Below are 24756 nucleotides of genomic sequence, written 5' to 3' on the forward strand. Positions count from 1 at the left end.
ATTTACTGAAAAGGGAGCACGTTAGTTCATTTTGGTGACAAAGCCGGTTTTCCAGATACGGCGTCATCATCTGCGCCCCGTTTGAGAGGCGGGTCGCCGGCCGGCGGGACTAGGGCCAGAAATACCGCGCCGAGCAAGGCCAGGGGAATGACGGCCGTTAGCACCGGTGCATAGGAGTTGTTCACGTCAAACAGCGCGCCAGCAACGATCGATCCTCCGACCGACATGCCAGCGAATACGCTTTGAATGACCGAGTATATCGATCCGAAGACTGCCTGATCGAACCGGCGTGCGGCGATATAGGTGAGGATGTCTGTTTCGGCGCCCGTCGAGAGTCCCAGCAAAATTGCCGCAGCTAGCGCTGCCGGGAGCACACTTCCGGCTTGGAGCAGGAGCAGACTCGTGCCGATCGGCAGCAGGAAGACACACATGCCTAGCCATCGTGTGGGCAGGAGGTCGAGAAGAAAGCCGGTTAATATGCGGCCCAGAATGGTGCATACGCCGGTGACGCCTGCGATCATGGCGGATGTGGCCAAATCGTGGCCGCTCCACCGTAAGATCGGCACAAAATGCATCAACAGTCCGTAGCTCGCGCCGATGAACAAGCCTCCGCTTGCGGCCAGGCACAGGAAGGTGCGCGATAGCAAGACAGGGCCGATCGGCGGCTTGGGCGTGGTTATGGCCGAAATGGCGCTTACAGTGCGACGTCCTGAATCATGGAAGAAAAGCAGAGTAAGTGGCACAGTCAGCACTGCCCAACTGAGTGCAAGGGCAGGGAAGGCGAGTCGCCAGCCGAAATGTTCGACATAAAAGGCTGCCAATATTGGCCAGGTGGCGGAGCCCAGGCCAGTACCAGCTAGCGCGACCGCTATGGCGAGGCCGCGCGAGGCGCGGAAACGGGCGATGACTGCCGTGATCCATACCGGCACGCTGATGATCAATATGCCCAGTGCCTGAATGAGGATGAAGAACCGCCATTGCCACACATTGCCGTTGGTCAGACCCAGCAGCGACATGCCCGCGACGGTCGGTAGCAGGCCCGCCAGAGCCACTGCACGTGAACCGAACCGGTCGATAGCGCGCCCAAGTATCGGAAGACCAATGAGACCGACGATGACATAGGCTGTCATTGCGGAGCTGAATTCGGTTCGCGACCAGCCGAATTCACGTATCATCTCATCCATGAACACGCCGCTCGACATGCTGAACAGCCCTGTGCCGGCCACTCCCAACATGGAGACAAGAGGCAGGGGCCACATCGCGCACCATTCGCCCTTCTTACTTGGCCCTTCCATCCCGCTTTCCATCCTCGCCGGCCGCCGTATACCCGGTGGCATTTTCTTTTCGGCCTTATCGTGGCTGCTACCGCTAGAAATGCAATAGCTTCGTTTCATAAATTGGCAGACGCCGGAGGGTGACCATCGCATCGTGTAGGGAGAAGTGCCGTGGTTCGGTCTAGCTTAAACCAAATCCCCTGGATGCAAACCACGCTATTGCGCCAGCTATCATCGCCGCCATCAAGAAGCGGCCGGGGCCAGCAAAGCGAATGTCTGGATCAGCCTGGAAGTGGCTGTTGCCCGTGATCATCGGACTGACGAGGTTTGCACGCTTGTGGATAAAATAGAACAGGACGGCCGCCACATGCAGGAGGATCAGTATCTGGAGGCTTTGGAAGCAGAGTGCATGCATTTGTGCGAACCAGCGGCCGGTGTCGAAGTCGACATTGGTCGATAGAGGGCCAGACTGAAGCCCGTCGATATCGACCGCAAACAGGCCGGACAGGACCTGCCCGGTAAGCGTGAGCAGGATCAGCACAACGCTCCAACCACCAAGGGGGTTGTGACTGGGCAGCGATTTATGGCTGCGGCGCGGCATGTCGCGCAGATAGGCGAAGGTCGCACACGGGCCTGCCAAGAAGTCACTGAAACGCGCGTTGGACGAGCCCACAAACCCCCAGATCACCCGGAATGACAGCATGCCCAAAATGGCGTAGCCCGTAACGCGATGCCAATCCATGTGATCGGGATGGGACAACCAGGACATAACGATCAGCACGACCAACGCCCAGTGTACAATCCGCACAGGCGCGTCCCACATCTTGCTCTTCACAGGTGCTTGCCGGTCTTCGCCCTCCATCCTCATCCCACCTCCATCGGTTTGAAGGCAGCTTCGTCCGGTACGGTGTCGCCCCGAGCTCGATAAACTGGTGTCCCGCGATAGGTCCAGCGTCGCACGCCATCCTCGCTGTCGATAGGACGCCATTCACCGACCGGCTCCGCGGCCAGTGGCGCCTTCAGAGGTTCAACGTCCGCGCAAGCTGGGGCACAGGGCTTGCCATCGGCTGAAAGGTAGAGCGATTTGCCACTGCTGTCAGAGAGGATGAAAGCCTTGCCTGACCAGCGCGGCGTGACGCCTGCGGGCGCCATGATCCGGGGTGCCGCCGGGCGATAGGGCACGGTCTGCCAGTAGCGCGACCCATTCGGCACTCCGTTCACAAGGGCGGCCGCGGATTTGGAATAGCCGCTAAAATAGGGTGGGAAGACGGGTACCTTGCCGAGCACATCCATGGTCCCGCCTATGAAACGGTAGAGCGGTGCGCCGTCATAGGCGAGTTGCTGGCCCGCCGGTTGATCGACAATCGTCCATTTGCCCGTCGCCGTGAAACGCCTGGATGCAAGAACCGGGGCCCAATGGCGATTGCAGAAGTTGGCGCAGCGCGCCTTGGCCAGATCGCGCCGCCGATCGGCTGCAGGCCCGCGATCAAAATCCAACTGATAGACCAACTCGCCTGATGCCATTGCAAGTATAAGCCCGTCAGAGCTTTCCTTGATGATGATGCCAGGAGGGAGGACTGCCGCTACCTCAGCGCCAATGTCATGGGGCTTGGAGGCCAGAACCGGATGCGCGCCGCAAAGTGCCGCGATCAGCACAGCGCATTTGCCTACAGTTTTCACCTTCTCTCTCCTATCTGGATGATGGACGGCGCCGACCGGATGCGATAGGCCCGGCGCTTCGTTGCCCTCGAATGTTGAAAGCTCATTGCGTGCGCAATCAAGGTTCCGTCCCGTCTGCCCAGGCCAAGGCGGATCCCTACGCCCAGTTGTTTGAAGTGATCAGCTTTACAACTGCGTTGCAAAGCGACATCGGGTGGGCGCTTCGCGATCTGTGGGAAGACAGTAAGCTCACCGGACGATCGCTCTTCATCATCGGCCTTATCTATTCTGGTGTCGATCGTCCGCGGCAGCTGGCCGACTATTTCGACGTGTTGCCAAGCACCATGACATTCGAGCTTAATAAGCTTTTGGCCGAAAAGCTGCTGACACGAGAGCGGGTGGCAGGGGATGGACGTTCGCTGCAACTGAAGCTGACGAAGGCTGGCGAGGCGTTGCACCGCAAAATGATGGCTACGATCGACGCTTTCATGAAAGAGCGGGTATCTGTACTCGCACCTGGAGAATTGGAAAATTTTCTGTTGATCGGGCGCAAGATCGCGCGACTGGATGAGCCGCACGTGCCACCCCACCGTGCCGCTGCGGCCAAGGCTCGCACCCGCTGATCCGGCGGGGCGGGCGCCAGGAGCCCATTGCCGCATCGTTCAAACCATGATTTCGCTCACCGTTTTACTGGTGCGCATGCTGTCCGCGCCCCAATTATCGACCGGTACGCCCATGATCTGCTGCATGGTCAGTCCCACGCGCGTGGCAGGCGATCCGCCGCCGGCAATATGCAACCCGGTCTTAACCTTGCCCCCGGCGCGTCCGGCCAGCATCATGGGAATACCATCCACTGTATGCGCCTTGGCGAAGTTTGTTTCTGAATGTGCCATGACCAGGCTGTGGTCCAGCAAAGTGCCGTCGCCCTCCTTGAACTGGCCCAGAATGTCCACGAATGTGCCGAACGCTTCCATGCAGCGCTCAACGAACCAGGTCGACTCAGGCTGATAGCCAAGCTTGGCGTCAATCGGCTCTTCATGTGTTAGCTGGTGATGCGAAATGGTGCTGCCTGCTTTGGTCAAAGAGGACGCATTATTGTTAAAATTGACGTTGAACACTCGCGTCTGATTACAGGCCAGCGCCATCGCCAATAATTGGCTCATAACCTTATGGTTCTCGATCACATGCTCAATTTGATTGTTGGGCGGTGCCGCTGCTATGGGCTTGGCAGGTACGACGCAGGCCTCCAGCGCGGGCGGTTTTCGCAGCTGCAAAGCGAGTTGCTGCTCGGTTTGGCGCAGGGCAGTGAAATATTGATCGAGCCGTTCCTTGTCACGCGCGCCCACTCGGGCTTCTAGCGCTTTGCGTTGATCAGCAACGCTCGAAAGGACGCTCTGTCGTGCCATGACGGCAGGATTGGGCTTGAAATCCGCGTTGTTCGGATCGACGAATTCGTCGCCGAACAACCGGTTGTAAAATTCGAGTGGCGATGTTTCCGCTGGATTGAGGCTGCCTTCGCCGCGACCGCTCAAGGAATTGGTTGCGTCGCGCGTAGCCGATACTTCCAGTGATCGGAAGCGTGACTGCGTCCCGATCTGGTCGGCGATAAGCACGTCGAACGAGGGGGCGGGCAGGCCGGGGTTCATGGGCGCAACGCCGGTGCGAATGCCGATGCCCCCGCTGAGGTGCGGCAGGTTGGGTCTGCCGTCGAGTAGTACGTCAAAGCCCGACAAGATCGTGATCCTGTCCTTATAGGCTTCGAGGGGTTTCAGTTCGTGCATCACCTCATAATTGGCGCCCTCGGTCACGGGTTTCCATCGGTCCTCGGTCACACCTAGGCCCCAGAACCAGGTGCCAAAGCGGATCGGCAGCGGCATGCCATTGGCCATCGCCGCGCCGTTATTATCCAGGAAGCAATCAAGTAACGGCAGGGCCACGCCCACCGCCGCGCCCTGAAACATGCCGCGCAGAATGGCGCGTCGGGACAGGTCAAACATCATGGCACCTTTCCGTTAGAATTGTCCGCCATGGCGACATGCGCCGAAGCAGGCGTGAGCGCCTGCGTGGAGACGGAGAAGAATTGCGGACTAAGGGCGATGGAGCGAATGAGGGAGCGAAATCGGAAATTGTCAGCCTGGAAAGCTTTAAGGATCGCTTCCACCCATCCTTCGGGCAGCTTGTCTGCGCCAAGACCGCTTGCATACTCAACCGCCCGTCTGGCGATGCACTCGCTGGGTGCCTGGCTCTGCGCCATCAATGCGGACAGACCCGACAGGCCATTGAAGCTCTTGCCTTCAAATGCGCCGGCGGTGTTGATCGACGCTCCATTTTCGGTAAGGCGGCGCCCGCCGATACCGTCATATTGTTCCAGCGGCAGTCCAAGCGGATCGGTGATTTTATGGCAGGCGGCGCAAACCGGGTCGCTATTGTGTCGGTCAAGGCGCTGGCGGGCGGTTTTGAGCACGTCGTTTGACGTATCATTGAAGCCAGAGAAGTCCACATTGGCAGGCGGATTGGGCACCGGCTGGCACATCAGAACTTCGCGTATTGCTCGCCCGCGCAAGGTCGGCGAACTGCGCCCTTCATGTGAAAAGAGCGCGAGGAACGCGCCCTGGCCGAGCAGGCCGACGCGGTCGCTGTCAGTCGGCAGATCGATGGGCTCCCAGCTGGCGGTGCTGGCGACGGGGATACCGTACACCAATCCCAGTCGCCGATTGAGGTAGGTATGCCGGGTTGTGAATATCTGAGGGTAGGGTTGGTCTCGCGTCAACAGATGGTCAACCATCGTGCGCAGCGTCTGCTCCTTGAAGTCGGAGCCGACGCCGGTTGTGAAGCGAGGATAGACCAGCGGGTCCTTGGCGACATCATCGACACGGTCCAACTGCAAGAAATCGCTAAAGAAAGCCCGAGCCCCCTCTTCAAAACGGGGTGACGCCATCATGCGCTCTACCTGTGCGCGCAGACCGTCAGGCGTGTTGATCTCGCCGCTCCTGGCAGCCTTCAAGAGCGCGGCATCCGGGACGGTGTTCCAGAGAATGGAGCTCAACCGGGCAGCCTTGGACCAGCTGTCGAGCTCCTTGCCATCCGGTGTCGCCGTCTCAATCCAGAAGAGAAATTGCGGCGAGACAAGCATCGATGCGAGGCTTAGATGTAGTCCTTTGTAGAAATCCCCCAGCGTCGAGGCCGCGTTGCCCGCCACATCGACGTAGAAGCTGACCTCTTTGGCGGATAGCGGCCGTCGGAATAGGGACAATCCGATCCGCTTTATGAACTGACCTGCGCATCTTGGATCAGCCTTGGCTGCCTGCGCGGGCTTGCATGTAAGGAAGATTGCCCGATGCTTTTCATCGAGGACTTGAGCTGCAATTCCGCGTGCCATTGCGTCAAATTGTTCAAAGCCAGCCGACGATAGCACGGCGATAGATGCGCCCGTCGCAATCAGCTCGTGCTCTGGCCGCACGATCGGGTCGAACCGCCCAGCAACCTTGATATCCTCACCGAATATGTCAGCAATAGCATTGCGGTATTGCTTTTCGGTGAGTCGCCGCATGGTGACGATCTGTCCATCGGTGGCCGTTGGAGAAATGAATGCAGCTGAAGTAGCAACATTGGAGGAAGGCGCTGGTGTGCACGCCGATAGAGCGGTTGCAAACGCCCCCAACACCGCGCCATTCGCCCATGATGGAACGCGCAATCGCATCTCTACATCCTAACGCAATTTTCTGTTGGCCTGCCTGACGGCGGCGTGCGCTATTACGCTCTTCCTAAACGGCTCTTGTGTCAATTCAAAATTTGAAGCATTTGACGAGTGGATATGTGGATATGACGAAGGAGTGGATCATGCTGCGATGGGCCGTGCTTTTTTGCGCCGGAATTTCAATGACGGGAGCAGCGCTGGCGCAAGGACTCACACCCAAGGCGGCAGCTGAAAACCGCGTAAATCGCTACCGGGAAGTGGGCGCGGCATTCAAGACGATCAACGACCAGGCGAAATCGGGCACGCTTATCAAAATGACGGCTCGGATCGCGGCGCGCACTATCAGTGCTGCGGCTCGTGACCAATATCAGTGGTTCCCCGCCGGGTCTGGGCCAGAAAGCGGCGCTAAAACCAAGGCAAAGACGGCGATCTGGTCTGATGCAGCTGGGTTCAAGAAGGCGCAGACCGCCTTTGCGCAGCAGTCGGATTTGATGACGAAGGCGGTAGAAACCGGCAATATTTCTGCGGTGCAGACCCGGGCCAAGCTATTGGGTGCCACATGCTCGGCATGCCACCGCAATTTTCGGGAGGAATGATGAAATTGACCAATTCCCTGCGGCGCGCTCTTGCTGCCGGTGCCTGCTTTGCTGCGCTCTCGGGAGCACCTGCGGTTGGCCAGGCCCCAGCACCCACGAGCTCGATCGATGAAGCCGTCAAGGCGAAGGCCGACACGCTCATTGCGCAGATGACGCCCGAAGAGAAGGCGGGGCAGCTAACCCAATTTTTCTATTTCGCTCAATTTCCGAGCAATGGGGCCGTCGAAAAGGCTATCGAAGCTGGCGGCATGGGGTCTGTGCTCTTTGTCACTGATCCAAGTGCGCTAAATCGACTACAGAAGATCGCGATGGAAAAGTCGCGGCTTAAGATCCCGCTGCTCTTCGGATTTGACGTGATCCACGGCCTGCACACCATCTTCCCGGTCCCGATTGGGCTTGCCGCCAGCTGGGACCCGTCGCTTGTTGAGAAGGCGCAGGCAGCCGCCGCCGCCGAGGCGCGGGCCGTGGGTCTTCATTGGACCTTCGCGCCTATGATCGACGTGGCGCGCGACGCGCGCTGGGGCCGTATGGTCGAAGGGGCGGGGGAAGACCCGTATTTAGGGGCGGTCATGGCGGCGGCGCAGGTGCGTGGGTTTCAAGGACGGGGGCTCGGACAACCGGACCGGATCATTTCAGGGCCGAAGCATTTTGTCGGCTATGGCGCCTCCTATGGCGGCCGTGACTATGACGAGGTGAATCTTTCCGACAGCGAGTTGTGGAACGTCTATCTGCCTCCGTTCAAGGCGGCGATTGACGCGGGCGCGGCCAACATCATGTCAGCCTATATGGGCGTAAACGGCGTGCCTGCCGCAGCCAATCCTTGGCTGCTCAGTACATTGCTGCGCGAAAAACTGGGCTTTAAAGGCTTCGTCGTTAGCGACAATCAGGCAGTCCAGAATCTAGTCACCCAGCATTTCGCCGCTGATCGCGAGGACGCCGCAGCGCGCGCGGTCAGCGCTGGCCTCGACATGGAAATGAACCCGCCGATGAGCAAGGCTGCGATGAGCAGTCTGCCCGACGCGCTGAAGACCGGGAAGGTGAGTCAGGCCCAGGTAGACGCAGCCGTACGCCGCGTGCTGGAGGCAAAGATCCGCATGGGGCTATTTGAACATCCCTATGTGGATGAAAGCCTGACGGAAAAGCGCCTCAACGACCCGGCGCATCTGGCGCTTGCACGCAGCGCAGCGGCCCGGTCGGCAGTGCTGTTGCGCAATGAAAATGGCCTGCTGCCGCTTGACCGCAAGGGCGTGAAATCTATCGCCGTGATCGGTCCGATGGCGGATTCGGAGCGCGATACGCTCGGACCCTGGGTATTCCCGCAGAACAATCCCAAGGCGACCACCGTCCTGGCGGGGCTCAAAGCCAAGTTCGGCCCGGCCGTAAGGGTCGATTACTCTGAAGGCGTGCGTATGCCGCAACGAGCCTTCACATCTCCTTTCGCAACACTCGACCCCCGGCCGAAGCTGACGCCCATCGACCCAGATGCCGAGTTCAAGCGAGCGGTGGATCTTGCGAGCAAGGCTGACGTCGCGGTGCTCGTTCTGGGCGAAGCCTTTGACATGATCGGAGAAGTTGCATCCCGCTCAGACTTCAGTCTGCCCGGTCGCCAGCAGGAACTGCTGGACGCCGTCGTCGCAACGGGAAAGCCGGTCGTTGTTGTGCTCATGAACGCACGGCCACTCGATCTCAAGGATAGCAAGGTGGCCGCTATTCTGGAGGCCTGGTATCCAGGTTCTGCAGGCGGCGATGCAGTAGCGGACCTGCTCGTCGGTGATGCGGCGCCGGGCGGCAAACTGCCTTTCAGTTGGATCCGCAGCGCGGGACAAGCGCCTTATACCTATTCCTTTCTGGTTTCCCACGATCCCACCAATGCAAACAAGCGCTACTGGAATGAGAGTAATAAGCCCATTTGGCCATTCGGCCATGGCCTGAGCTACACTCAGTTCAGCTACGGCAACCTTCAGGTGGAGAAGCCAACCTATGGGTTAGGAGAGGCGGTCCGTGTCAGCGTCGATCTGACCAACAGGGGCAAGCGCGTGGGCGAGGAAGTCGCGCAGCTTTATGTTCATCAGCGTTATGGTTCGGCGGCGCGGCCTGTCCGTGAACTCAAGGGCTTTCAGCGTGTCAGCCTTAAACCGGGTCAAACACGTACGCTTCGATTTGTGCTGAAGCCTGAGGATCTACGCTACTGGAGCGCGGCCAGCCAGGGCTGGGTTCAGGACGAAACGAAGTTTGACCTCTGGGTAGGCGGGAATTCCGATGCCGATCTCGCCGGCTCCTTTGAAGTGAGGGGTAAGTGATGCGGGGCATCCGGCGGGGCCTATGGGGCCTGTTGCTGCCTGCCATGCCGGCTCTGGCGCAGGTGCCGGTTGCGCCAGAGTATCTCAACCCGGAATTGCGCGCCATCGGCACGCGACTGCTCCAAGCATCAGCCACGCAGCCGGTAGCTTCGCCGCTGCGCCGGCCTTCACGACCTGCAGATCTTCCCCCGGGAGTCGAGGAAGAAACGGTACCAGCGAAAGCCGGCCATCCGCCGGTTACAGTCTACATCGTCAATCGTTCCGCTCAGCAGTCAGCACAGCGGGGCGCCATCCTCTATATTCATGGCGGCGGCTTCATGGCCGGTTCCGCTCGCGGGTCGGTGCGGGCGGTGCTGGGGCTTGCCGCGCGCCTCAATTGCGTGGTTGTAAGCGTGGAATATCGTTTGGCACCCGAAACGCGCTTCCCAGGCGCGCTGGAGGATAATTATGCGGCGCTGAAATGGCTCCACGACAATGCCGGCAGCTTGGGTGTCGATCCCAAGCGCATCGCAGTTATGGGCGAAAGCGCCGGTGGTGGGCATGCGGCCATGCTGACCATCGCCGCACGTGATCGCAAGGAAGTGCCCATTGCCTTCCAGGCACTGGTCTACCCGATGCTGGACGATCGAACCGGATCGACGCACAAGGTCGATCGGACCATCGGAACATTGGTCTGGCGACCACAGGACAATCGGGCGGGTTGGACGGCGCTGCTCGGCAAGCCCGCGGGCAGCCGCACCGTCCCGCCAGGCTCCGTACCAGCGCGTGAGGAGAATCTTCGCGGACTCCCGCCGACATTCATTGGCGTGGGCTCAATCGATCTGTTCGCAGAGGAGGATATCGAGTTCGCTAGGCGGCTCGTTGGACAAGGGGTGCCAACCGAGTTGCTCGTCGTGCCAGGTGCTTTCCATGGGTTCCAGACAATGGTGCCGCAAGCCGCCGTGTCGCGCCAGTTCAATGGCGCGCTGGAAGCGGCGCTGATGCGAGCGGTGGGGTCGCCTACCACGCCTTGAGGCGACTCATTCGGCGCGAAAGAGCTCCCTCAAACGCAATGCAATACATATATTGCGTTAGTCGATGCATTGGGCATTATGGTGTTCTGGAAGGCGGCGGTCGGGAGACGAAGTTTAGATTGGTAGTCCGTTCAAGAAGCCAACCACTTGCGTGATATCAGCGATCCTGCACGGTTGCGCATGATGCGGCATGAGAAAATAGTCGGGCAGCGACAGAAGCAGAATCGAACCTGAGCACTCAACATTGGGGATCAGAAAGGATGTCTGTTTCAGAACAATATATATCGATATCTGTTGATGGGAGTGGAAGCCGATGGCTGGAAGTGTTCAAGGCTCGTTCAACTATGTTGGTCCCATGAATGAGGAGCCGCTCTATTTCAAACATCAGCCTCATCGGACCAACATCAACTATGATAGCCGGGTCATGGAAGTGCATGACATCAGGGCGTTCGATCGGCCACCAACATTGGCGAGGGAGGGATTTGCTCTCGCCCGTTTGCGCCTGGACATCGGTAGTGAACGCGATCCGGGCGCCATCGATGAGGTCTATCACCCGGCGTTCCACCAACTGATTAGCGAACTGACGGGCGCTCGCAAGGTCGTCGTCAAGCGATCCATGCTCCGCTCTAGCGAACGGGCTGCCCAGGACGCCCGACTGGATGGTGTTCCGGCCCGCTATGTCCATTGTGATTTTGATGCGGCATCATTCCATGCCATGGCGCAGGCGGTTCTGGCCGATGACCCGCTTAAGGAAAGATGGCTGTCAGGCCGATATGCTGTGGTCCAGGGCTGGCGTGCGCTGAGCCCGCCGCCGCAGGATACACCGCTGGCCGTCCTGGACCGGCAGACATTGTCGCGTGAGGATCTTGTTCATACCGGAAACATCCAGGGGTATGAGGGCGCGGAGTCGCGATCGGATAATTATATCTACCGCTACAATCCAGCGCACCGATGGGCATATGTGTCCGATATGACGGAAGAGGATCTGCTGCTCTTCGTCGGTTTCGATAGCGCAGACGAAGGTATGGCGGGAACGCCGCATAGCTCATTCGACTATTGGCGAAGCTGCGATCATACCGTCCCGCGCGCGTCCTGCGAAACACGAGCCTTTGTTTATTGGGGCTAATGCATAAGGATATAGGAAATGGGAAGAACCCCGGCAGGCGCACTTGTGCAGGCTTTTGGCGATGTGGAAAAGATGTCGGCAGCCTATGCACCCGGCATACGCTGGTCGATGCCAGCCTCTACGCCTTTTCCGCGCCCGATGGAGGGAAAGGACGCGGTGATCGCCTTCAACAGCAAGGTGTGGGGCGAGGTGCATCGCCCAGACTGCGAGGTCGAGATATTGGATGAGGTCGGCGACGAGAGGGTAAGTGCAGCACGCTTCATCTACCGTGCCCATGTGATTGGCAAGGAGGGGATCTATGAGAATGAATATACCATCTTCGTTCGATCCGGGCCCGAGGGATTGACCGAGGTATTCGAGGCGTTTGACACGGTGGCGGCGCTCGATTTCTATCGCGGCAAGCCCACGGCTATGCGCGGCTTCGACGATTAGAAAAATAAGGGTGGAAGGATGCGGCGCCGGAAGGAACCTAATCATGCGGGGTGAAGCGCCAGTGCGGATGGCACCAGGGCGCGCCTGGTCGGCGGTGATGCTGCTCACTTTGGTGGGCGTCGTCAATATCGTCGACCGAGCCTTGCCAGGCGTTCTGGTGGAGCCGATCAAGCACGATCTGCAGCTGTCCGACACCGCCATCGGCCTTATCAACGGTTTCGGCTTCCTACTCGTCTACTCACTGCTCGGCATCCCTATTGCACGCCTGTCCGATCGCGGCGCTTATGGTTTGGTGATCAGCTCATGTCTGGGGCTATGGAGCGTCATGACGCTGATCGGAGCAGCGGCTCAGACGGGATGGCAATTGGCACTGACCCGCATGGGCGTGGCGCTGGGGGAGGCAGGAAGCACTCCAGGCGCGCATGCCTTCGTTGCCCGAAATTTCGCGCCTGACAGACGCGCAGCAGCATTGGCAGTGTTGACCCTTTCCATTCCCCTTTCTCATCTGCTCAGCTATCTCGGCGGCGGGCTCTTGGGCGCCGCCTTTGGCTGGCGGGCGACGTTCGCCTTCATGGGGATATTTGGGCTGGTGCTAGGGCCGTTGGTGCTGTTGCTCCTCGGGCGGCGTCAGCCACCGGTGGCGGGAGTGGCGCCCCCAGTTGCCTCGCGATCGCTAAAGCCCGCCTTTGGCCTGCTGCGCAAGCCCAGCTTCCTCCTCATCATGATAGCCACGGCCTTCATCGGCATTGGAGGCTATGCGCTTAATGTCTTTGCTAGCGCATTCCTGATGCGTGTCCATGGTCTGACACTGGCGCAGGTCAGCGTGCAATATGGTATAGCCGCGGGTGCGGCAGGTATCGTCAGCGTGCTTGGTGCAGGTATCGTTGCCGACCGTCTGTCGCGGAGCGATCCACGCTGGATATTGTGGGTACTGACCGCGATGGTTGCTCTTCTGGCGCCTTGTTCCTTCGCAGCCTTCCGCGTCGCGGGCGCGCGCGAAGCGGTGCTTCTGCTGGCGTTGGGCAATGTCGTAGGAGTGGCCTATCTGCCGCCGGCGATTGCCGCGATCCAGCGCCTCGCTCCGCCGGACACGAGGGCGACGGCTTCAGCCTTCCTTCTGATGTTCACGGCGATCGCCGGCGGTCTCGGCCCGCTGATTGCCGGACAGATCAGCGATGCGCTCGAAGCTGAGCTAGGGCCGCGCGCGTTGGCTGTCGCGATGCTGGTTGTCCCCCTCACTCATATGATCGCCGGCTTGTTCTACTTCCTGGCGTCACTCGGGTTCCGTCACGATATGCTCGCAGTGGAATAGCTCATGCCAGATGTTGCAGGAGGAATGGCGATGGAGGTCAGCGAAGCGGTCGCCACGCGCCGTTCAGTACGTGCCTTTTTGCCGACACCAGTCGAGGAAGCTCTGCTGCTGCGCGTGCTAGAGAAGGCGCGGCGCGCTCCGTCAGGTGGCAATGTCCAGCCCTGGCACGGCGTCGTGGTTTCCGGAGCGGCGCTGGAGCGGTTGATCGCGGCCGTTGGAGAGCAAGCTGCGGCCGGGACGAGCACGCCCGATTATGATATCTATCCACCTGCGCTGCCTGAGCCCTATCGCTCTCGCCGCTTTCAGTGTGGCGAGGAGATGTATGCCGCAATCGGCATCCCGCGCGAGGACCGGCCTGCGCGTCTCGCGCATGTCGCGCGCAACTTAACTGCATTTGGCGCTCCGGTCGTGCTGTTCTGCCATACGCCGGCCTTCATGGGCCCACCGCAATGGTCGGATCTGGGTATGTGGCTGCAGACCATCATGCTGCTGCTCCGCGAGGAGGGGGTGGATAGCTGTCCGCAAGAAGCATGGTCAGTACATGGCGGCGCGATCCGCGCCCATCTCGACATTCCGGCGGACCATCTTCTCTTTTGCGGCCTAGCCATCGGCTATGCGGACAACGATGCGCCGATCAATCAGGCGAGGATTGACCGGGCTCCCCTTGCAGAACTGATCCGTTTCAAAAAATGAAATAAATTAGGCTCGGCAGCTTGACATCGGCGGAGTGCAAATGGAGATCGGGTACGGAAATTAGTCTGAGTATTAAATCTTTCGGGTAGGAAGAGGATTTGAAATGTCGCATGCATCCCGTCGCGAGGCACTGGCATTCGGTCTGGGCGTCACCGCTGCTTCCGCCTTGCCGACCGGAGCGCTCGCCGCGTCGGCCTTGCCGCGGCGTAGTGAAGCAGCCAAGCTGTGGCCCAGGGGTATAGAAGGTCAGCGCAAAGCCGATCTGGGCAATGGCACCTATCTAAACCCAGTGCTGGCAGGCGATCATCCCGATCCCAGCGTTTTGAAGGACGGCGATACTTACTATAAGGTATCTTCCTCCTTTCACTATTATCCCGGCTTAGTGATCTGGAAGTCGACGGACCTTGTAAACTGGACGCCGGTGGGCCCAGCGCTGCGCCGTCCGGTCGGGTCCGTCTTTGCTCCAGATCTTATTAAGCATGACGGGCGCTATTACATCTATTTTCCAGCTGCAAACTTCGCGCCATCCAGCGCGCTTCCGCCTGCCGAAAAAGCCAAACGGCCGATCATGGCAATTTATGTCGTTCATTCAGATCGCATCGACGGGCCCTGGAGCGATCCAATGGATATGGGCATTTATGAGGGCATCGATCCTGGCCATGTCGTGGGTGAAGACGGCACGCGCTACCTGTTCCTTGACGGTGGTAAACTCATACCCATTACAGATGATGGCCTTAAACGCGCTGGCAAGACGGCGAAGGTCTATTCTGGCTGGCCGATTCCAGAGGATTGGATTGTCGAAGGTTTCGCGCTGGAAGGACCGAAGCTGCTCAAGAAGGATGGCTGGTTCTACATGTTCTCGGCACAGGGCGGCACCGCTGGTCCGCCCACCAGCCACATGGCTGTCGTTGCGCGCTCCCGCTCAGTTCGCGGGCCTTGGGAAAACTGCCCTCATAATCCGATCGTGCATACCCAGAGCGCCGATGAACCTTGGTGGTCACGCGGACATGCGACGCCTGTGCAGGGACCGGCAGGCGACTGGTGGTTCCTCTACCACGGCTATGAAAATGGGTTCCGCACGCTGGGCCGTCAGATGCTGCTGGAGCCGTTCGATTGGACGGCGGACGGCTGGCCCCTGGCGAAGGGCGGCGACCTGACCAAACCGCTGCGCAAGCCAAGGGGCGGTAAGGCCGGGGCTCACGGCGCTGCTCATTCGGATGATTTCACGCGAGACCGCTTCGGCATAAACCTGGCCGCCTTCATGCCCGGCGACACCTATGCCGAGCGCATGCGCCTTGAAGATGGGGCATTGATTCTGACAGGGGAGGGAACAAGGATCAGCGAATCTTCACCGCTGGTCATCAACGCTGGTGAGCGCAATTATGAGATGTCGGTAGAAGTGGAACTCACCGGCAATGCGCAGGGCGGCATCCTGCTCTATTATGATCAGCGTTTCTTCTGCGGGGCGGGCGCCGATGGTCAGCGGTTGCGTACCTATAAGATGGGGCAATCGCCGATGTTCGGCGACATGAAAGTGCCAGCCGGACGCAGATTGTTCTTGCGTGTCGTCAACCACGAAAATGTTGCCACCTTTTTTCACAGCCAAGACGCCCGACATTGGCAGACCTACATCTCCTACGAGGTGGCGGGCTACAATCATAACGTGGCCGACGGGTTCCTCAGTCTTCGTCCGGCGCTTTATGCCATCAAAGATGGAACAGTTAGATTTCGAAACTTGCGCTATGTCGCATTGAATTGATGGTGCGGCGAGGCAGAGCCATTTCGCTGCTTCACTCGCCGATAACCAGCCATATTATTTTCGCAAACGATCAATTGCCAACAGCCGGCCTAGAGGGACAGCAAAATGCGAGCAGGGATGGAGATATCGAGGAAAAGGCTATTCCATGCGTTCCTGACCGGGGCGACCGCTTTGGCGGCTTGGCCCGCACTAGCCGCGGACGGTCAGGCATCCAGCCTCGAACAGCTTTTCCGCGACCCGCCGGCGAGCGCCCGCCCGAGGGTGTGGTGGCACTGGATGAATGGCAACATCACGGCTGATGCAGCGGCCAAGGATCTGGCTTGGCTGCAACGGATCGGCGTAGCCGGCGTACAGATGTTCGATGCGAACCAGAAGACTCCGCAAATCGTTGAAAAGCGGCTTGCCTACATGACGCCGGAGTGGCGTGAGGTGCTCAAGCGGGCGGCAAGTGAGGCTGATCGACTGGGCTTGGAATTTGCAATCACATCGTCAGCAGGCTGGTCACTGACAGGCGGCCCCTGGGTGAAGCCGGAAGACGCGATGAAAAAGCTAGTCTGGACCGAAACGCAGGCGCGCGGAGGAAAGCGGACGAAAATGCGTCTGCCGCGGCCAGCTGGCGTTGCGGGGCCCTTTGACGGTATTCCCGCACCCAAAGAAGCGAGCGGCGCAGACACGGGCGACCACGCACCTGCCGATTTCTATCGCGATATCGCAGTGCTTGCCTATCCGGTGGCGTCTACACCAAGGCTCCCCGAGGCAGAGGTGAAGACCAGCGACGGCAAGCAGATCGATGCGGCAGCTCTGACTGACGATAACTTCCAAAGTGGACTCACCCTCGCCAAAACTTCAGGGCATGAAGCGCCCAGTATCGCGTTCAACTATGCACGCCCGCAAACGGTACGCGGTCTCACCCTCTTTGCACCAGGGGGCGGACCTACGATCGTGTCGCCCGGCCTGCGGCCCCGCCTCGAGGTGAGCGATGATGGCGCCGCCTGGCGGCAGGTGGCCGAGGTGCCACTGAGCGACGTGCCATCCACCATCAGTTTTGCGCCCGCGACCGCTCGGCATTTCCGGGTCGTCTTTGCGCCGGCACCATCAGCGGGTGCGCCTTCGCTGCAGCTGCCGCCTGGTATCGATCTTGCGGCACTGGCGGCGCTTGGCGGTGCTCCTGACAACGGGATTAAGGTCAATGCGCTGCGTCTCCTCACCGACTCAAAGATCAACCAGTTTGAAGCGAAGGCCGGCTATCATGTCGCGTCGGACTATTACGCGCTCGACGGGTTGGCGCCGGATGTAAAGGGGGCTGCACCATCGCAGGTGGTGGATCTCTCCTCACATATGGCAGCGGACGGTACGCTCGACTGGACGCCTCCAAAGGGTGAATGGCGGATCGTGCGGTTGGGCTGGTCGCTCACCGGCAAGACTAATCATCCGGCCACCGCGGAGGCGACGGGCCTCGAAGTTGATAAGATGGATGGCGCTGCGGTGCGGCGCTATTTCGCCGAATATTTCGACATGTATCGCAGCGCAGTCGGCAGTGATCTGTTCGGTCGGCGGGGCATCAGCGCTCTACTGAATGACTCGACGGAAGTTGGCGCGTTCAACTGGACCCCCGCGATGGTGTCGCAGTTCAAGAGATTGCGTGGCTATGATCCCACCCCATGGTTGCCAGCGCTGACGGGAGCAGTCATCGGTTCGGCGCGCGAGAGCAATGCCTTCCTTTATGACTATCGTCGTACAATTGGCGACTTGCATGCGACGGAACATTATGAAGTCGCCGCAAAGGTGGCGCATGAAAATGGCCTAAAAATTTATGGGGAAGCACTGGAGAACGGGCGGCCATCCTTGGGCGACGACATCCGGCTGCGCAGCTTCACCGACTATCCGATGGCGGCGATGTGGTATTTGCCCGATGGAGGCGAGCCCCGCAGCGCTTTCCTGTATGACTTGCGCGGCGCAGCTTCTGTCGCCCATCTTTATGGTCAAAATATTGCCGCGGCGGAATCGCTTACATCGGCCTTCACTCCGTGGGGCACGTCGCCCGCCAGCCTCAAGGCAACGATCGACCTTGAATTCGTGAGCGGCATCAATCGGCCGGTCATCGCGTCCACGGTGATGCAGCCCGCAGAGGATAAGAAACCTGGATTGTCGCTCGGCATCTTTGGCCAATATTTCAACCGTCATGAAAGCTGGGCGGACATGGCCAAGCCATGGATAGACTATATTTCGCGTAACTCCTTATTGTTGCAGCAAGGGCGGAACGTCGCCGACGTTGCCTATTTCTTTGGCGAAGAAGCGCCACTCACCGCGCTCTTCCAATTTGAGAATGCGAAGGACACACCCAAGACGAGCGCCTATGACTTTGTCAGCTTCGATGCGCTGCAGAATCTGCTTCAGAACGATGGTGCCGAACTGGTCACGAAGGGCGGAGCGCGTTATCGTCTGCTGTACCTTGGCGGAACGTCGCGTCGGATGACGGTCCCCGCTCTGCGCCGGATCGCTGCGCTGGTAGAGGGCGGCGCAACGGTCCTGGGCGATGCGCCTGAATCGAGCCCCAGCCTTGCGGATGATACCGCTGAATTCGCCGCTCTTGTGCACAAATTATGGGCGGGTGGAGTTGAAACCCAGGTTGGAAAAGGACGGGTGATCGCGGGTAAAGATGTAGAAGCAGCCTTGCGGCGCATCGATGTAGGGGCGGATTTTCACTTCACGGGGGGGCAGGCGGACAGCCAAATACCCTTCTTGCATCGCAAGCTGGATGATGGCGACGGCTACTTCCTGGTCAATCGCAATCAGAAGCGGTCCGAGATCATAGAAGCGCGCTTCCGCGTCACGGGCAAGGCGCCCGAGATGTGGCGTGCAGAAACCGGGGAAGTGGAACAACTTAGCTACCGCACCGAGAATGGCGAGACGATCGTACCGCTCACGCTGGCTCCGGGCGATGCGATGCATATTCTTTTCCGCAAACCGACAGCACAAGCGTCCGCCTCGGTTGCGAAGCCGCCCTTGGTTTCTGTCGGCGAAGTCGCTGGACCTTGGACGGTCGTTTTCCAGCCCGGCCGCGGAGCGCCCGCCTCGACCCGGATGACAACGCTGCAGCCACTTGAGAAGAATGCCGATCCCGGCATTCGCTATTTCTCCGGGATCGCAACCTATCGTACGACTTTTGCAGCCCCGCGGGATTGGAAACCGGGTCGGCCTCTGTGGCTCGATTTCGGAAAGGTAGGGGAAATCGCCGAGGTGCGCGTCAACGGCAAGGCGGCCGGGACTGCATGGCACGCGCCCTATCGGCTGAATGTCGGCACGCGGCTCCGCAAGGGAAGCAACGAATTGGAGGTCAAGGTTGCGAACCTGTGGGTCAACCGGTTGATTGGCGATCAGCAGAAAGGCGCAAATAAGGTCGCCTATACCGCCATCCCGACCTATCTGCCATCCGCTGAACTGAGACCGTCTGGCCTGATCGGCCCGGTCGAGCTGCTCGGTGAAGCTCGCTGAAAAAAAAAGAGACCTGCTGCGCTGGATAAGCGGAGCAGGCCTTGAGGAGGAGAAGGGAGCGAGGGTGCCATCTGCCTGATGGCACCCCCTTTTGCCTTAGCGCGACCCGAAGGCAAATCGCAGGCTGAGGCCGAATTCGCGTGGGATCGTCGAACTCACCCCAACATAGTTGCTCGGGAAATTCAGGCTCGCTCCGCCCAGTTGCGGGGGCAGAGAGACAGAAGTCGAGAGCGGAACGTCGCTGCGCGAGAGCATCCGGTAGGTGTTAGTTATATTCTTTGCAAACAGCGCCAGTTCCCAGGCACCATCCTCACTGCGCAGGCCTGCGTAGAGGTTGAGCAATCCATAAGCCTTAACCCGGTCGAATCTGTTATTCGGATTATTCGGATTGCTGGGGTTGTAGGTGAAATTGCCCCGAATGAACGCAGCTGTAACAGGTGAAATAGGATGCGAGTATTCCGACTGCAGGTTGAGTGACCAATCCGGTTGAGTCGACACGCGCTGGTTGACTGTGCAGGTCGCCACCGCATTGCCGCCGGACACGTCGAAGATTTGCTGTGGGGTCGGGATCGCCGCGTCAGGAACTCCGTCGCCGTCTACGTCATTACAGGCGATTGTCCCGTTCTTTATCTTCCCGTCCGCATAGGCTAGCTGCGCGTCGAGATAGAAGTTGCGGCTCGGCTTGTAAGTGACTTGTAGTTCCACACCCTTGACCGTGACCGGTAGGTTCGCGAGGAATGGGAAGCCGCCAATCCTCCAATTGGTGGGATCAGTCTGGCTGCCTGCGGGATTGACCAGGTCAATGAAGTTGGTGATCTGGGTGTCTTTGAACAGAAAGTTCTTGAACTTCTGGTGGAACGCAGCGGCGCTGATGCTGATCTTGCGGTCCATCATAGATGCCTTGAACCCAACTTCATAAGAGGTCGACTTTTCAGGATCGATATTCAGGAATTGACTCAGTCCCTGTGTTAACGGGCGACCGATGCCAATGGCGGGCGCATTGGTCCGGAAGCTCGTGCCGGTGTTGGCATAGACCATCAGGTCGTCGCTAAACTCGTGTTTGATCGACGCATTGTAGATCGTGGCGTGGAACTTTCTCGGATTCGAAGCCTGAATAGGTATTGCGCCAAAGCCCGGTATGATTGCGGTGGTGGTAGTGTCGTCAGTGATCCTGATCCGACGAAGGCCGCCGGACAGTTCGGTGCCTTCACCAATATGCGCGACCAAATTACCGAAAAACGACCGCTCTTTGCGCCAGCCCTCGTTGATGAGCGGCAGCATGAAGATGTTGAACAAGATCGGCTGGCCAAAGTTGGCACCAGTCAGCCGGGGCTGCCCGATATCATTATGACCGCTGGTTTTCAGGAAGAAGGCGCCTGCCGTATAGTCGAGGAAGCCAAACAGACGCTCGTCCGACGACAGTCTGACTTCATGCGTCCACTGACTTGCATCGGTAGCCACCGTCTGGCGGATGTCGTCATCTGGGAAGATGTTCGCGTTGTCTTGCGGCTGAGCGGTGTTCTGCTTAAGATCGAAATAAGATCCGACATAGCTAAGTTGCTGCCCGGCGAGACGCAGATTGGCATTCGCCGTGACGAGGTGCTGCCGTTCGTCAACCCGCCCTGGGGTGTCCGTCACCGACCGTCGATCGCGTCCGCGGATAAATGTCGTCCCACCGAACTGAGGGGTGGTAGTCGGCTGCGAAACGCCGATCGATTCGACCTGCGCATAGAATTCCGTCTCGCGGCGGAGATATTGATAGGTGACGTTTGCATCGAGCATATCGCTCGGTTCCACGCGTAGGCTAGCGCGGGCGCTGCTGGTGTTCGAAAAGGGCTTGGTCGCGGGCGTGATCGGACGAACTTCGTTGGCGTCATTCTGGTCGACGACGCCTGCCACTCGCAGAGCCGCAATGCCGGGAATGATCGGAATGCCTATACCGCCCTGAACGTTGATCGCGCCGTTGCCTGTTGCGCTTCCCTGCAGCGTACCGCCAAATTCCTGAAGATCGGCCCGACGCGTCGTGACAGTAATCGAGCCGGAGGGTGATGCCTTGCCGCGCAGAGTGCCTTGCGGTCCGCGCAGAACTTCGATCTGGCCGATGTCATACATGGATTGAAAAAGCGCGAAAGGCGAGACGTTTGCGTCGTTGATGTAATATTCGACGTTTGGCGCTGCCCCGCCAATTGTATCGACGCCAACGCCACGCAGCGTAGTGCGAAACCCAACGCCACCCTGTTGCGATAGCTGCAAGCCTGGCACGACGGTAGTGACATCCTCGAAACGCGTGATGTTGAGTTCTTCAAGCGCAGCGCCGGTCACGACATCAACAGTCTGGGGGACGTCTTGCAGGCTTTCTTCGCGGCGACGCGCTGTAACTATGATGTCGTTGCCAAGAGAGGGTCCCGCCTCTTGGGCAGTCGGCGCGTTTGTACTTGTCTGAGCCAGTGCTGAGGTTGCAATCATTAAACTGCTTGTTCCTGTAAGCGCAGTTACAATGAATTTTCTCATTTTATCCTCCCTGTATGTCTAAAAGTTGATGTATCTTCCGTAATCAACAAGACAAGGTATGCGCTCGCGTCTCGAGGCGGCGCGGGCGACCGGCGCCGAACCGCGCCGCGACATCAGTTGAATGGGTAGGATGTGCTCAGCGATGATCGACGATGCAGGGTCGTCCTCATTGCTGATGGGAAATGGAGCCGAGCCTTGTAGCAACGGGCAGCAGCGCATCGTTTCACCGCATCATCTCCTAGTCGTGCACGTGCCGCTTATGCTGGCGGCTTATGCGACAGGATTTAATCCGGAATGCAATGGGGCACAATCATTTTGTCAGACAATTAGATCGCTGGACCGATATGCGCCGTCCCTCGGGAAGTTGCAGGCTTTCGCAGCGATAGCACTAATGTTACATGATGTAACAAAATATCGGGCTCTAGGATAGGAGAGGCGGAATGGAATTTCACATACTGATCAAGGGCGGAACAGTGGTGGATGGTACAGGGGCCCCGCCGTACGATGCCGACGTTCGGGTCGCTGGTGGACGGATCATCGAAATTGGCTCAAATCTGGAGGCCGCCCGCGGGGAAAGGGTAATTGACGCCACAGCCTGTCTTGTGACGCCAGGCTTCATCGAAACGCATAACCATTATGATGGCGGCGTCTGGTGGTCGCCCAATATGGAGCCGCTGCCAGCCTATGGCGCGACTACATCGATCAACGGAAACTGCGGATTTTCCATGGCGCCAGCGCCGCAAACTGAAGAAGATAGGCAGAATGTCATCGACATTTTCAACTTCTTCGAAGACATCCCGGAAGAACCGATGCGCCACATCGTGCCTTGGGACTGGAGGAGTTGGAGCGAATATAAGGCATCGATGCAGCGCAACGTGAAGCTTCCGCTGAACTTTGCGGCCTTCATCGGCCATATCCCCTTGCGTCTTACCGCCATGGGCCAAGATGCCTGGCAGCGCGCCGCCACCCAGGAGGAAATCGCGCAGATGGCGCTGCTGCTCGATGACGCGCTCGCCGCAGGGGCAATCGGCTTCTCGTCAAATTACCTCGATTTCGACAAATGGGACCGTCCACTGCCATCGCAGCTTGCCGATGACGCGGAGTTTGACGCTCTCCTGGGCGTTCTGTCCCGTTATCCGGGCGCGACCTTCCAGGTGATTGTGGATCATTTCATGCGCATGACGGGACCCGATACGGTGGAGCGCATGGGTCGCTTGGCGAAAAAAGCTGGGGTGCGGATGCAATGGGCGGGGTTGCCCACGCTCAAGCACCAGCAGGAGGTGGGGAAGCGTAGCAAGGAACTGCATGAACAGTTCAAGGCAGAAGGCCTGGATTTTTGGACGGGATTTCACCATGTTTCGCCGACCTCGGTCATCAACTTCAGTCGCAGCTTAGTCTTCGCGCAGAATGGCAACCCAGTATGGCAGGAAGTCATCAATGCCGAAGGCTGGGACGCAAAGGCAGCGATGCTGAATGATCCCGTCTGGCTCCAACGCGCCCGGAAGGGCTGGGATGAAACCTATAGCTTCTCGTTCCTCCATGATCCCGAAGCTCTAACATTCAAGGAGAGCGAGAGCGGTTATGGTCCCGTAGGCATCACGCTCGGCGCCTATATGAAGCAACGCGGGATCGCGCATCCGTCTGACGCGCTCGCCGAATGGGTGTTCAACAATGGCGCTGAGTCGGTGCTGCACAAAAAGTCGTGGGAAATCGATGAGCCTGTTCTGCTGGAGCTGCTGAGGGATCCGCGATCGGTCGGGAACATTTCGGATGCGGGCGCCCATGGAAAGATGTTCTGCGGCGCAGGAGATAATATCGGGCTACTGACTGACTTCGTGCGCGATCGCCAGCTTTTGACTATTGAGGAGGCCGTTCATGTCATGACCGGCAAACTGGCCGATTTTTTTGGACTCCATGATCGCGGTATACTCAAGGTCGGAAAGGTGGCCGATGTGGCCGTGTTCGACCTCTCCAAGGTCGAAAAACGGCCGGAGCGCAAGATTTTTGATGTGTGGGACGGCACTGGCGGCCGCACATATCGCTACACCCGTGATCCTGCGCCCATGCTGCTGACGCTTGTGAACGGCGTGCCGACTTTCGATAATGGCGAATTCACCGGTCGATATCCCGGCCAGTTTGTCGGTCCTGAAAAGGAGAAGAGGGTTGCACTCGCAGCAGAATGAAAGGCTGCCTAAGGAAGGGGTGCCGGAAGGTCCGAGCACCCCGCGTTCCGGCCGGGGGCGCGCGAGGCAGCGTCTGTTGAAGGCGGCTGCGGAGCTGTTTTGCACGCATGGTTATCTACCCGTGACCGTCGAGGACATAGCAACGGCGGCTGGCGTCACACGCGTAACCTTTTATCGGCAATTCTCCGACAAAGCGGCTCTTACCGCCGATCTGTTCCGGGAAATGACGGACCGCGTGTTGCCACGTTATGCTCAGATCACTCGGCTCGACTATCGCGACCCTATCATCGTCCAAGAGTGGATCAGTGACATTTTTGAATCTGATCGCGCCTATCCTGGCCTGTTGCGGGCGTTCACGCAGGCCCTGGTTACAGCGCCCAATTTTTTAGCGAGGGCCCAAGGGTTCACCGATCGGCTGATCGATGTGTTGGGAGCAGGGATTCCCGCCTTTGCCGCCAACAGAGAGGAACCGACGGAGAAGCGGCAGTGGATGGAAGCTTGGATGTTGCTCTACGAGATCTTGGATCAGAGTAATCACGCCGCGCTGCAATCCGGCATTGCAACTGACCCTTTGATGATCGATATCCTTGCAGATCGCTTCGTCGAATTTGTCGCGCGATATCAAGGTGGCGTTTCCGGAGGACAAAGCAGGGTGGCGCGGTGTGTCAGAGTTGATGTCGGTTCAATGGGCATGGCCTGACGTCTC

The 24756-nt window shown here is 59.0% G+C and carries 18 protein-coding genes; 12 read left to right on the forward strand and 6 right to left on the reverse strand.

The window, feature by feature from the left end; translation table 11 throughout:
- Positions 1–26: 26 nt before the first annotated feature.
- The 3 genes from ACFO3E_RS16930 to ACFO3E_RS16940 form a co-directional block, all read right to left on the reverse strand.
- Positions 27–1295, reverse strand: coding sequence for an MFS transporter (locus ACFO3E_RS16930; RefSeq protein ID WP_380806549.1), 1269 nt, complete (start codon positions 1293–1295; stop codon positions 27–29).
- A gap of 160 nt (positions 1296–1455) precedes the next feature.
- On the reverse strand, positions 1456–2136 hold the full coding sequence (locus ACFO3E_RS16935; protein ID WP_380806551.1) for a cytochrome b/b6 domain-containing protein: 681 nt from the start codon (positions 2134–2136) through the stop codon (positions 1456–1458).
- 2 nt (positions 2137–2138) lie between these two features.
- On the reverse strand, positions 2139–2954 hold the full coding sequence (locus ACFO3E_RS16940) for a COG4315 family predicted lipoprotein (RefSeq protein WP_380806554.1): 816 nt from the start codon (positions 2952–2954) through the stop codon (positions 2139–2141).
- A gap of 71 nt (positions 2955–3025) precedes the next feature.
- On the opposite strand from ACFO3E_RS16940, the gene ACFO3E_RS16945 reads away from it, so the two are divergent.
- A complete protein-coding gene (locus ACFO3E_RS16945) occupies positions 3026–3556 on the forward strand; it encodes a MarR family winged helix-turn-helix transcriptional regulator (protein WP_380806557.1) in 531 nt (176 codons plus the stop codon).
- A 39-nt stretch (positions 3557–3595) separates the two neighbouring features.
- Here ACFO3E_RS16945 and ACFO3E_RS16950 read toward each other — a convergent pair whose 3' ends face one another.
- Both ACFO3E_RS16950 and ACFO3E_RS16955 read right to left on the reverse strand, forming a co-directional pair.
- Positions 3596–4933 (reverse strand): DUF1552 domain-containing protein, encoded by a 1338-nt coding sequence (locus ACFO3E_RS16950; protein ID WP_380806559.1) that lies wholly within the window; start codon positions 4931–4933, stop codon positions 3596–3598.
- On the reverse strand, positions 4930–6483 hold the full coding sequence (locus ACFO3E_RS16955) for a DUF1592 domain-containing protein (RefSeq protein ID WP_380806561.1): 1554 nt from the start codon (positions 6481–6483) through the stop codon (positions 4930–4932). The genes ACFO3E_RS16950 and ACFO3E_RS16955 overlap by 4 nt, the downstream gene beginning before the upstream one ends.
- A gap of 290 nt (positions 6484–6773) precedes the next feature.
- Here ACFO3E_RS16955 and ACFO3E_RS16960 point away from each other — a divergent pair, with 290 nt between their 5' ends.
- The 9 genes from ACFO3E_RS16960 to ACFO3E_RS17000 all read left to right on the forward strand — a co-directional run bounded on the left by ACFO3E_RS16960 (position 6774) and on the right by ACFO3E_RS17000 (position 19356).
- Entirely contained in the window at positions 6774–7226 is a 453-nt protein-coding gene (locus ACFO3E_RS16960; RefSeq protein WP_380806563.1) for a c-type cytochrome, read from the forward strand.
- Between the two features lie 5 nt (positions 7227–7231).
- On the forward strand, positions 7232–9526 hold the full coding sequence (gene bglX, locus ACFO3E_RS16965; RefSeq protein ID WP_380806566.1) for a beta-glucosidase BglX: 2295 nt from the start codon (positions 7232–7234) through the stop codon (positions 9524–9526).
- Positions 9526–10539, forward strand: coding sequence for an alpha/beta hydrolase (locus ACFO3E_RS16970; protein ID WP_380806568.1), 1014 nt, complete (start codon positions 9526–9528; stop codon positions 10537–10539). Before bglX ends, ACFO3E_RS16970 begins: the two co-directional genes overlap by 1 nt.
- 313 nt (positions 10540–10852) lie before the next feature.
- Complete coding sequence (locus ACFO3E_RS16975) at positions 10853–11665, forward strand: CmcJ/NvfI family oxidoreductase (RefSeq protein ID WP_380806570.1); 813 nt, start codon at positions 10853–10855, stop codon at positions 11663–11665.
- A gap of 18 nt (positions 11666–11683) precedes the next feature.
- Positions 11684–12097, forward strand: coding sequence for a nuclear transport factor 2 family protein (locus tag ACFO3E_RS16980; RefSeq protein WP_380806572.1), 414 nt, complete (start codon positions 11684–11686; stop codon positions 12095–12097).
- Between the two features lie 43 nt (positions 12098–12140).
- Positions 12141–13409, forward strand: a complete 1269-nt coding sequence (locus tag ACFO3E_RS16985) for a spinster family MFS transporter (RefSeq protein ID WP_380806574.1) — start codon at positions 12141–12143, stop codon at positions 13407–13409.
- A 3-nt stretch (positions 13410–13412) separates the two neighbouring features.
- Entirely contained in the window at positions 13413–14102 is a 690-nt protein-coding gene (locus tag ACFO3E_RS16990) for a nitroreductase (RefSeq protein ID WP_380806577.1), read from the forward strand.
- Positions 14103–14205: 103 nt separating this feature from the next.
- On the forward strand, positions 14206–15861 hold the full coding sequence (locus tag ACFO3E_RS16995; RefSeq protein WP_380806580.1) for a family 43 glycosylhydrolase: 1656 nt from the start codon (positions 14206–14208) through the stop codon (positions 15859–15861).
- 117 nt (positions 15862–15978) lie between these two features.
- Entirely contained in the window at positions 15979–19356 is a 3378-nt protein-coding gene (locus ACFO3E_RS17000; RefSeq protein WP_380806582.1) for a glycosyl hydrolase, read from the forward strand.
- Between the two features lie 96 nt (positions 19357–19452).
- Here ACFO3E_RS17000 and ACFO3E_RS17005 read toward each other — a convergent pair whose 3' ends face one another.
- Positions 19453–21867: a TonB-dependent receptor gene (locus ACFO3E_RS17005; protein WP_380806585.1), complete on the reverse strand. Its 2415-nt coding sequence runs from the start codon at positions 21865–21867 to the stop codon at positions 19453–19455.
- 440 nt (positions 21868–22307) lie between these two features.
- On the opposite strand from ACFO3E_RS17005, the gene ACFO3E_RS17010 reads away from it, so the two are divergent.
- Complete coding sequence (locus ACFO3E_RS17010) at positions 22308–24050, forward strand: N-acyl-D-amino-acid deacylase family protein (protein ID WP_380806588.1); 1743 nt, start codon at positions 22308–22310, stop codon at positions 24048–24050.
- A complete protein-coding gene (locus ACFO3E_RS17015) occupies positions 23971–24750 on the forward strand; it encodes a TetR/AcrR family transcriptional regulator (protein WP_380806591.1) in 780 nt (259 codons plus the stop codon). Before ACFO3E_RS17010 ends, ACFO3E_RS17015 begins: the two co-directional genes overlap by 80 nt.
- Positions 24751–24756: the final 6 nt, after the last annotated feature.

Source organism: Sphingobium tyrosinilyticum (assembly GCF_042654265.1).
GTDB lineage: Bacteria > Pseudomonadota > Alphaproteobacteria > Sphingomonadales > Sphingomonadaceae > Sphingobium > Sphingobium tyrosinilyticum.

What these genes read in the sequence shown, in the direction of transcription:
- ACFO3E_RS16950 (WP_380806559.1), bottom strand. Translation starts at nt 4,933, where the DNA reads ATGATGTTTGACCTGTCCCGACGCGCCATTCTGCGCGGCATGTTTCAG.
- ACFO3E_RS16985 (WP_380806574.1), top strand. Translation starts at nt 12,141, where the DNA reads ATGCGGGGTGAAGCGCCAGTGCGGATGGCACCAGGGCGCGCCTGGTCG.
- ACFO3E_RS16935 (WP_380806551.1), bottom strand. Translation starts at nt 2,136, where the DNA reads ATGGAGGGCGAAGACCGGCAAGCACCTGTGAAGAGCAAGATGTGGGAC.
- ACFO3E_RS17015 (WP_380806591.1), top strand. Translation starts at nt 23,971, where the DNA reads ATGGCGAATTCACCGGTCGATATCCCGGCCAGTTTGTCGGTCCTGAAA.
- ACFO3E_RS16995 (WP_380806580.1), top strand. Translation starts at nt 14,206, where the DNA reads ATGTCGCATGCATCCCGTCGCGAGGCACTGGCATTCGGTCTGGGCGTC.
- ACFO3E_RS16930 (WP_380806549.1), bottom strand. Translation starts at nt 1,295, where the DNA reads ATGGAAGGGCCAAGTAAGAAGGGCGAATGGTGCGCGATGTGGCCCCTG.
- ACFO3E_RS16990 (WP_380806577.1), top strand. Translation starts at nt 13,413, where the DNA reads ATGCCAGATGTTGCAGGAGGAATGGCGATGGAGGTCAGCGAAGCGGTC.
- ACFO3E_RS17000 (WP_380806582.1), top strand. Translation starts at nt 15,979, where the DNA reads ATGGAGATATCGAGGAAAAGGCTATTCCATGCGTTCCTGACCGGGGCG.
- ACFO3E_RS16970 (WP_380806568.1), top strand. Translation starts at nt 9,526, where the DNA reads ATGCGGGGCATCCGGCGGGGCCTATGGGGCCTGTTGCTGCCTGCCATG.
- ACFO3E_RS17005 (WP_380806585.1), bottom strand. Translation starts at nt 21,867, where the DNA reads ATGAGAAAATTCATTGTAACTGCGCTTACAGGAACAAGCAGTTTAATG.
- ACFO3E_RS16975 (WP_380806570.1), top strand. Translation starts at nt 10,853, where the DNA reads ATGGCTGGAAGTGTTCAAGGCTCGTTCAACTATGTTGGTCCCATGAAT.
- ACFO3E_RS16955 (WP_380806561.1), bottom strand. Translation starts at nt 6,483, where the DNA reads ATGCGGCGACTCACCGAAAAGCAATACCGCAATGCTATTGCTGACATA.
- ACFO3E_RS16945 (WP_380806557.1), top strand. Translation starts at nt 3,026, where the DNA reads ATGTTGAAAGCTCATTGCGTGCGCAATCAAGGTTCCGTCCCGTCTGCC.
- ACFO3E_RS16980 (WP_380806572.1), top strand. Translation starts at nt 11,684, where the DNA reads ATGGGAAGAACCCCGGCAGGCGCACTTGTGCAGGCTTTTGGCGATGTG.
- ACFO3E_RS16960 (WP_380806563.1), top strand. Translation starts at nt 6,774, where the DNA reads ATGCTGCGATGGGCCGTGCTTTTTTGCGCCGGAATTTCAATGACGGGA.
- ACFO3E_RS17010 (WP_380806588.1), top strand. Translation starts at nt 22,308, where the DNA reads ATGGAATTTCACATACTGATCAAGGGCGGAACAGTGGTGGATGGTACA.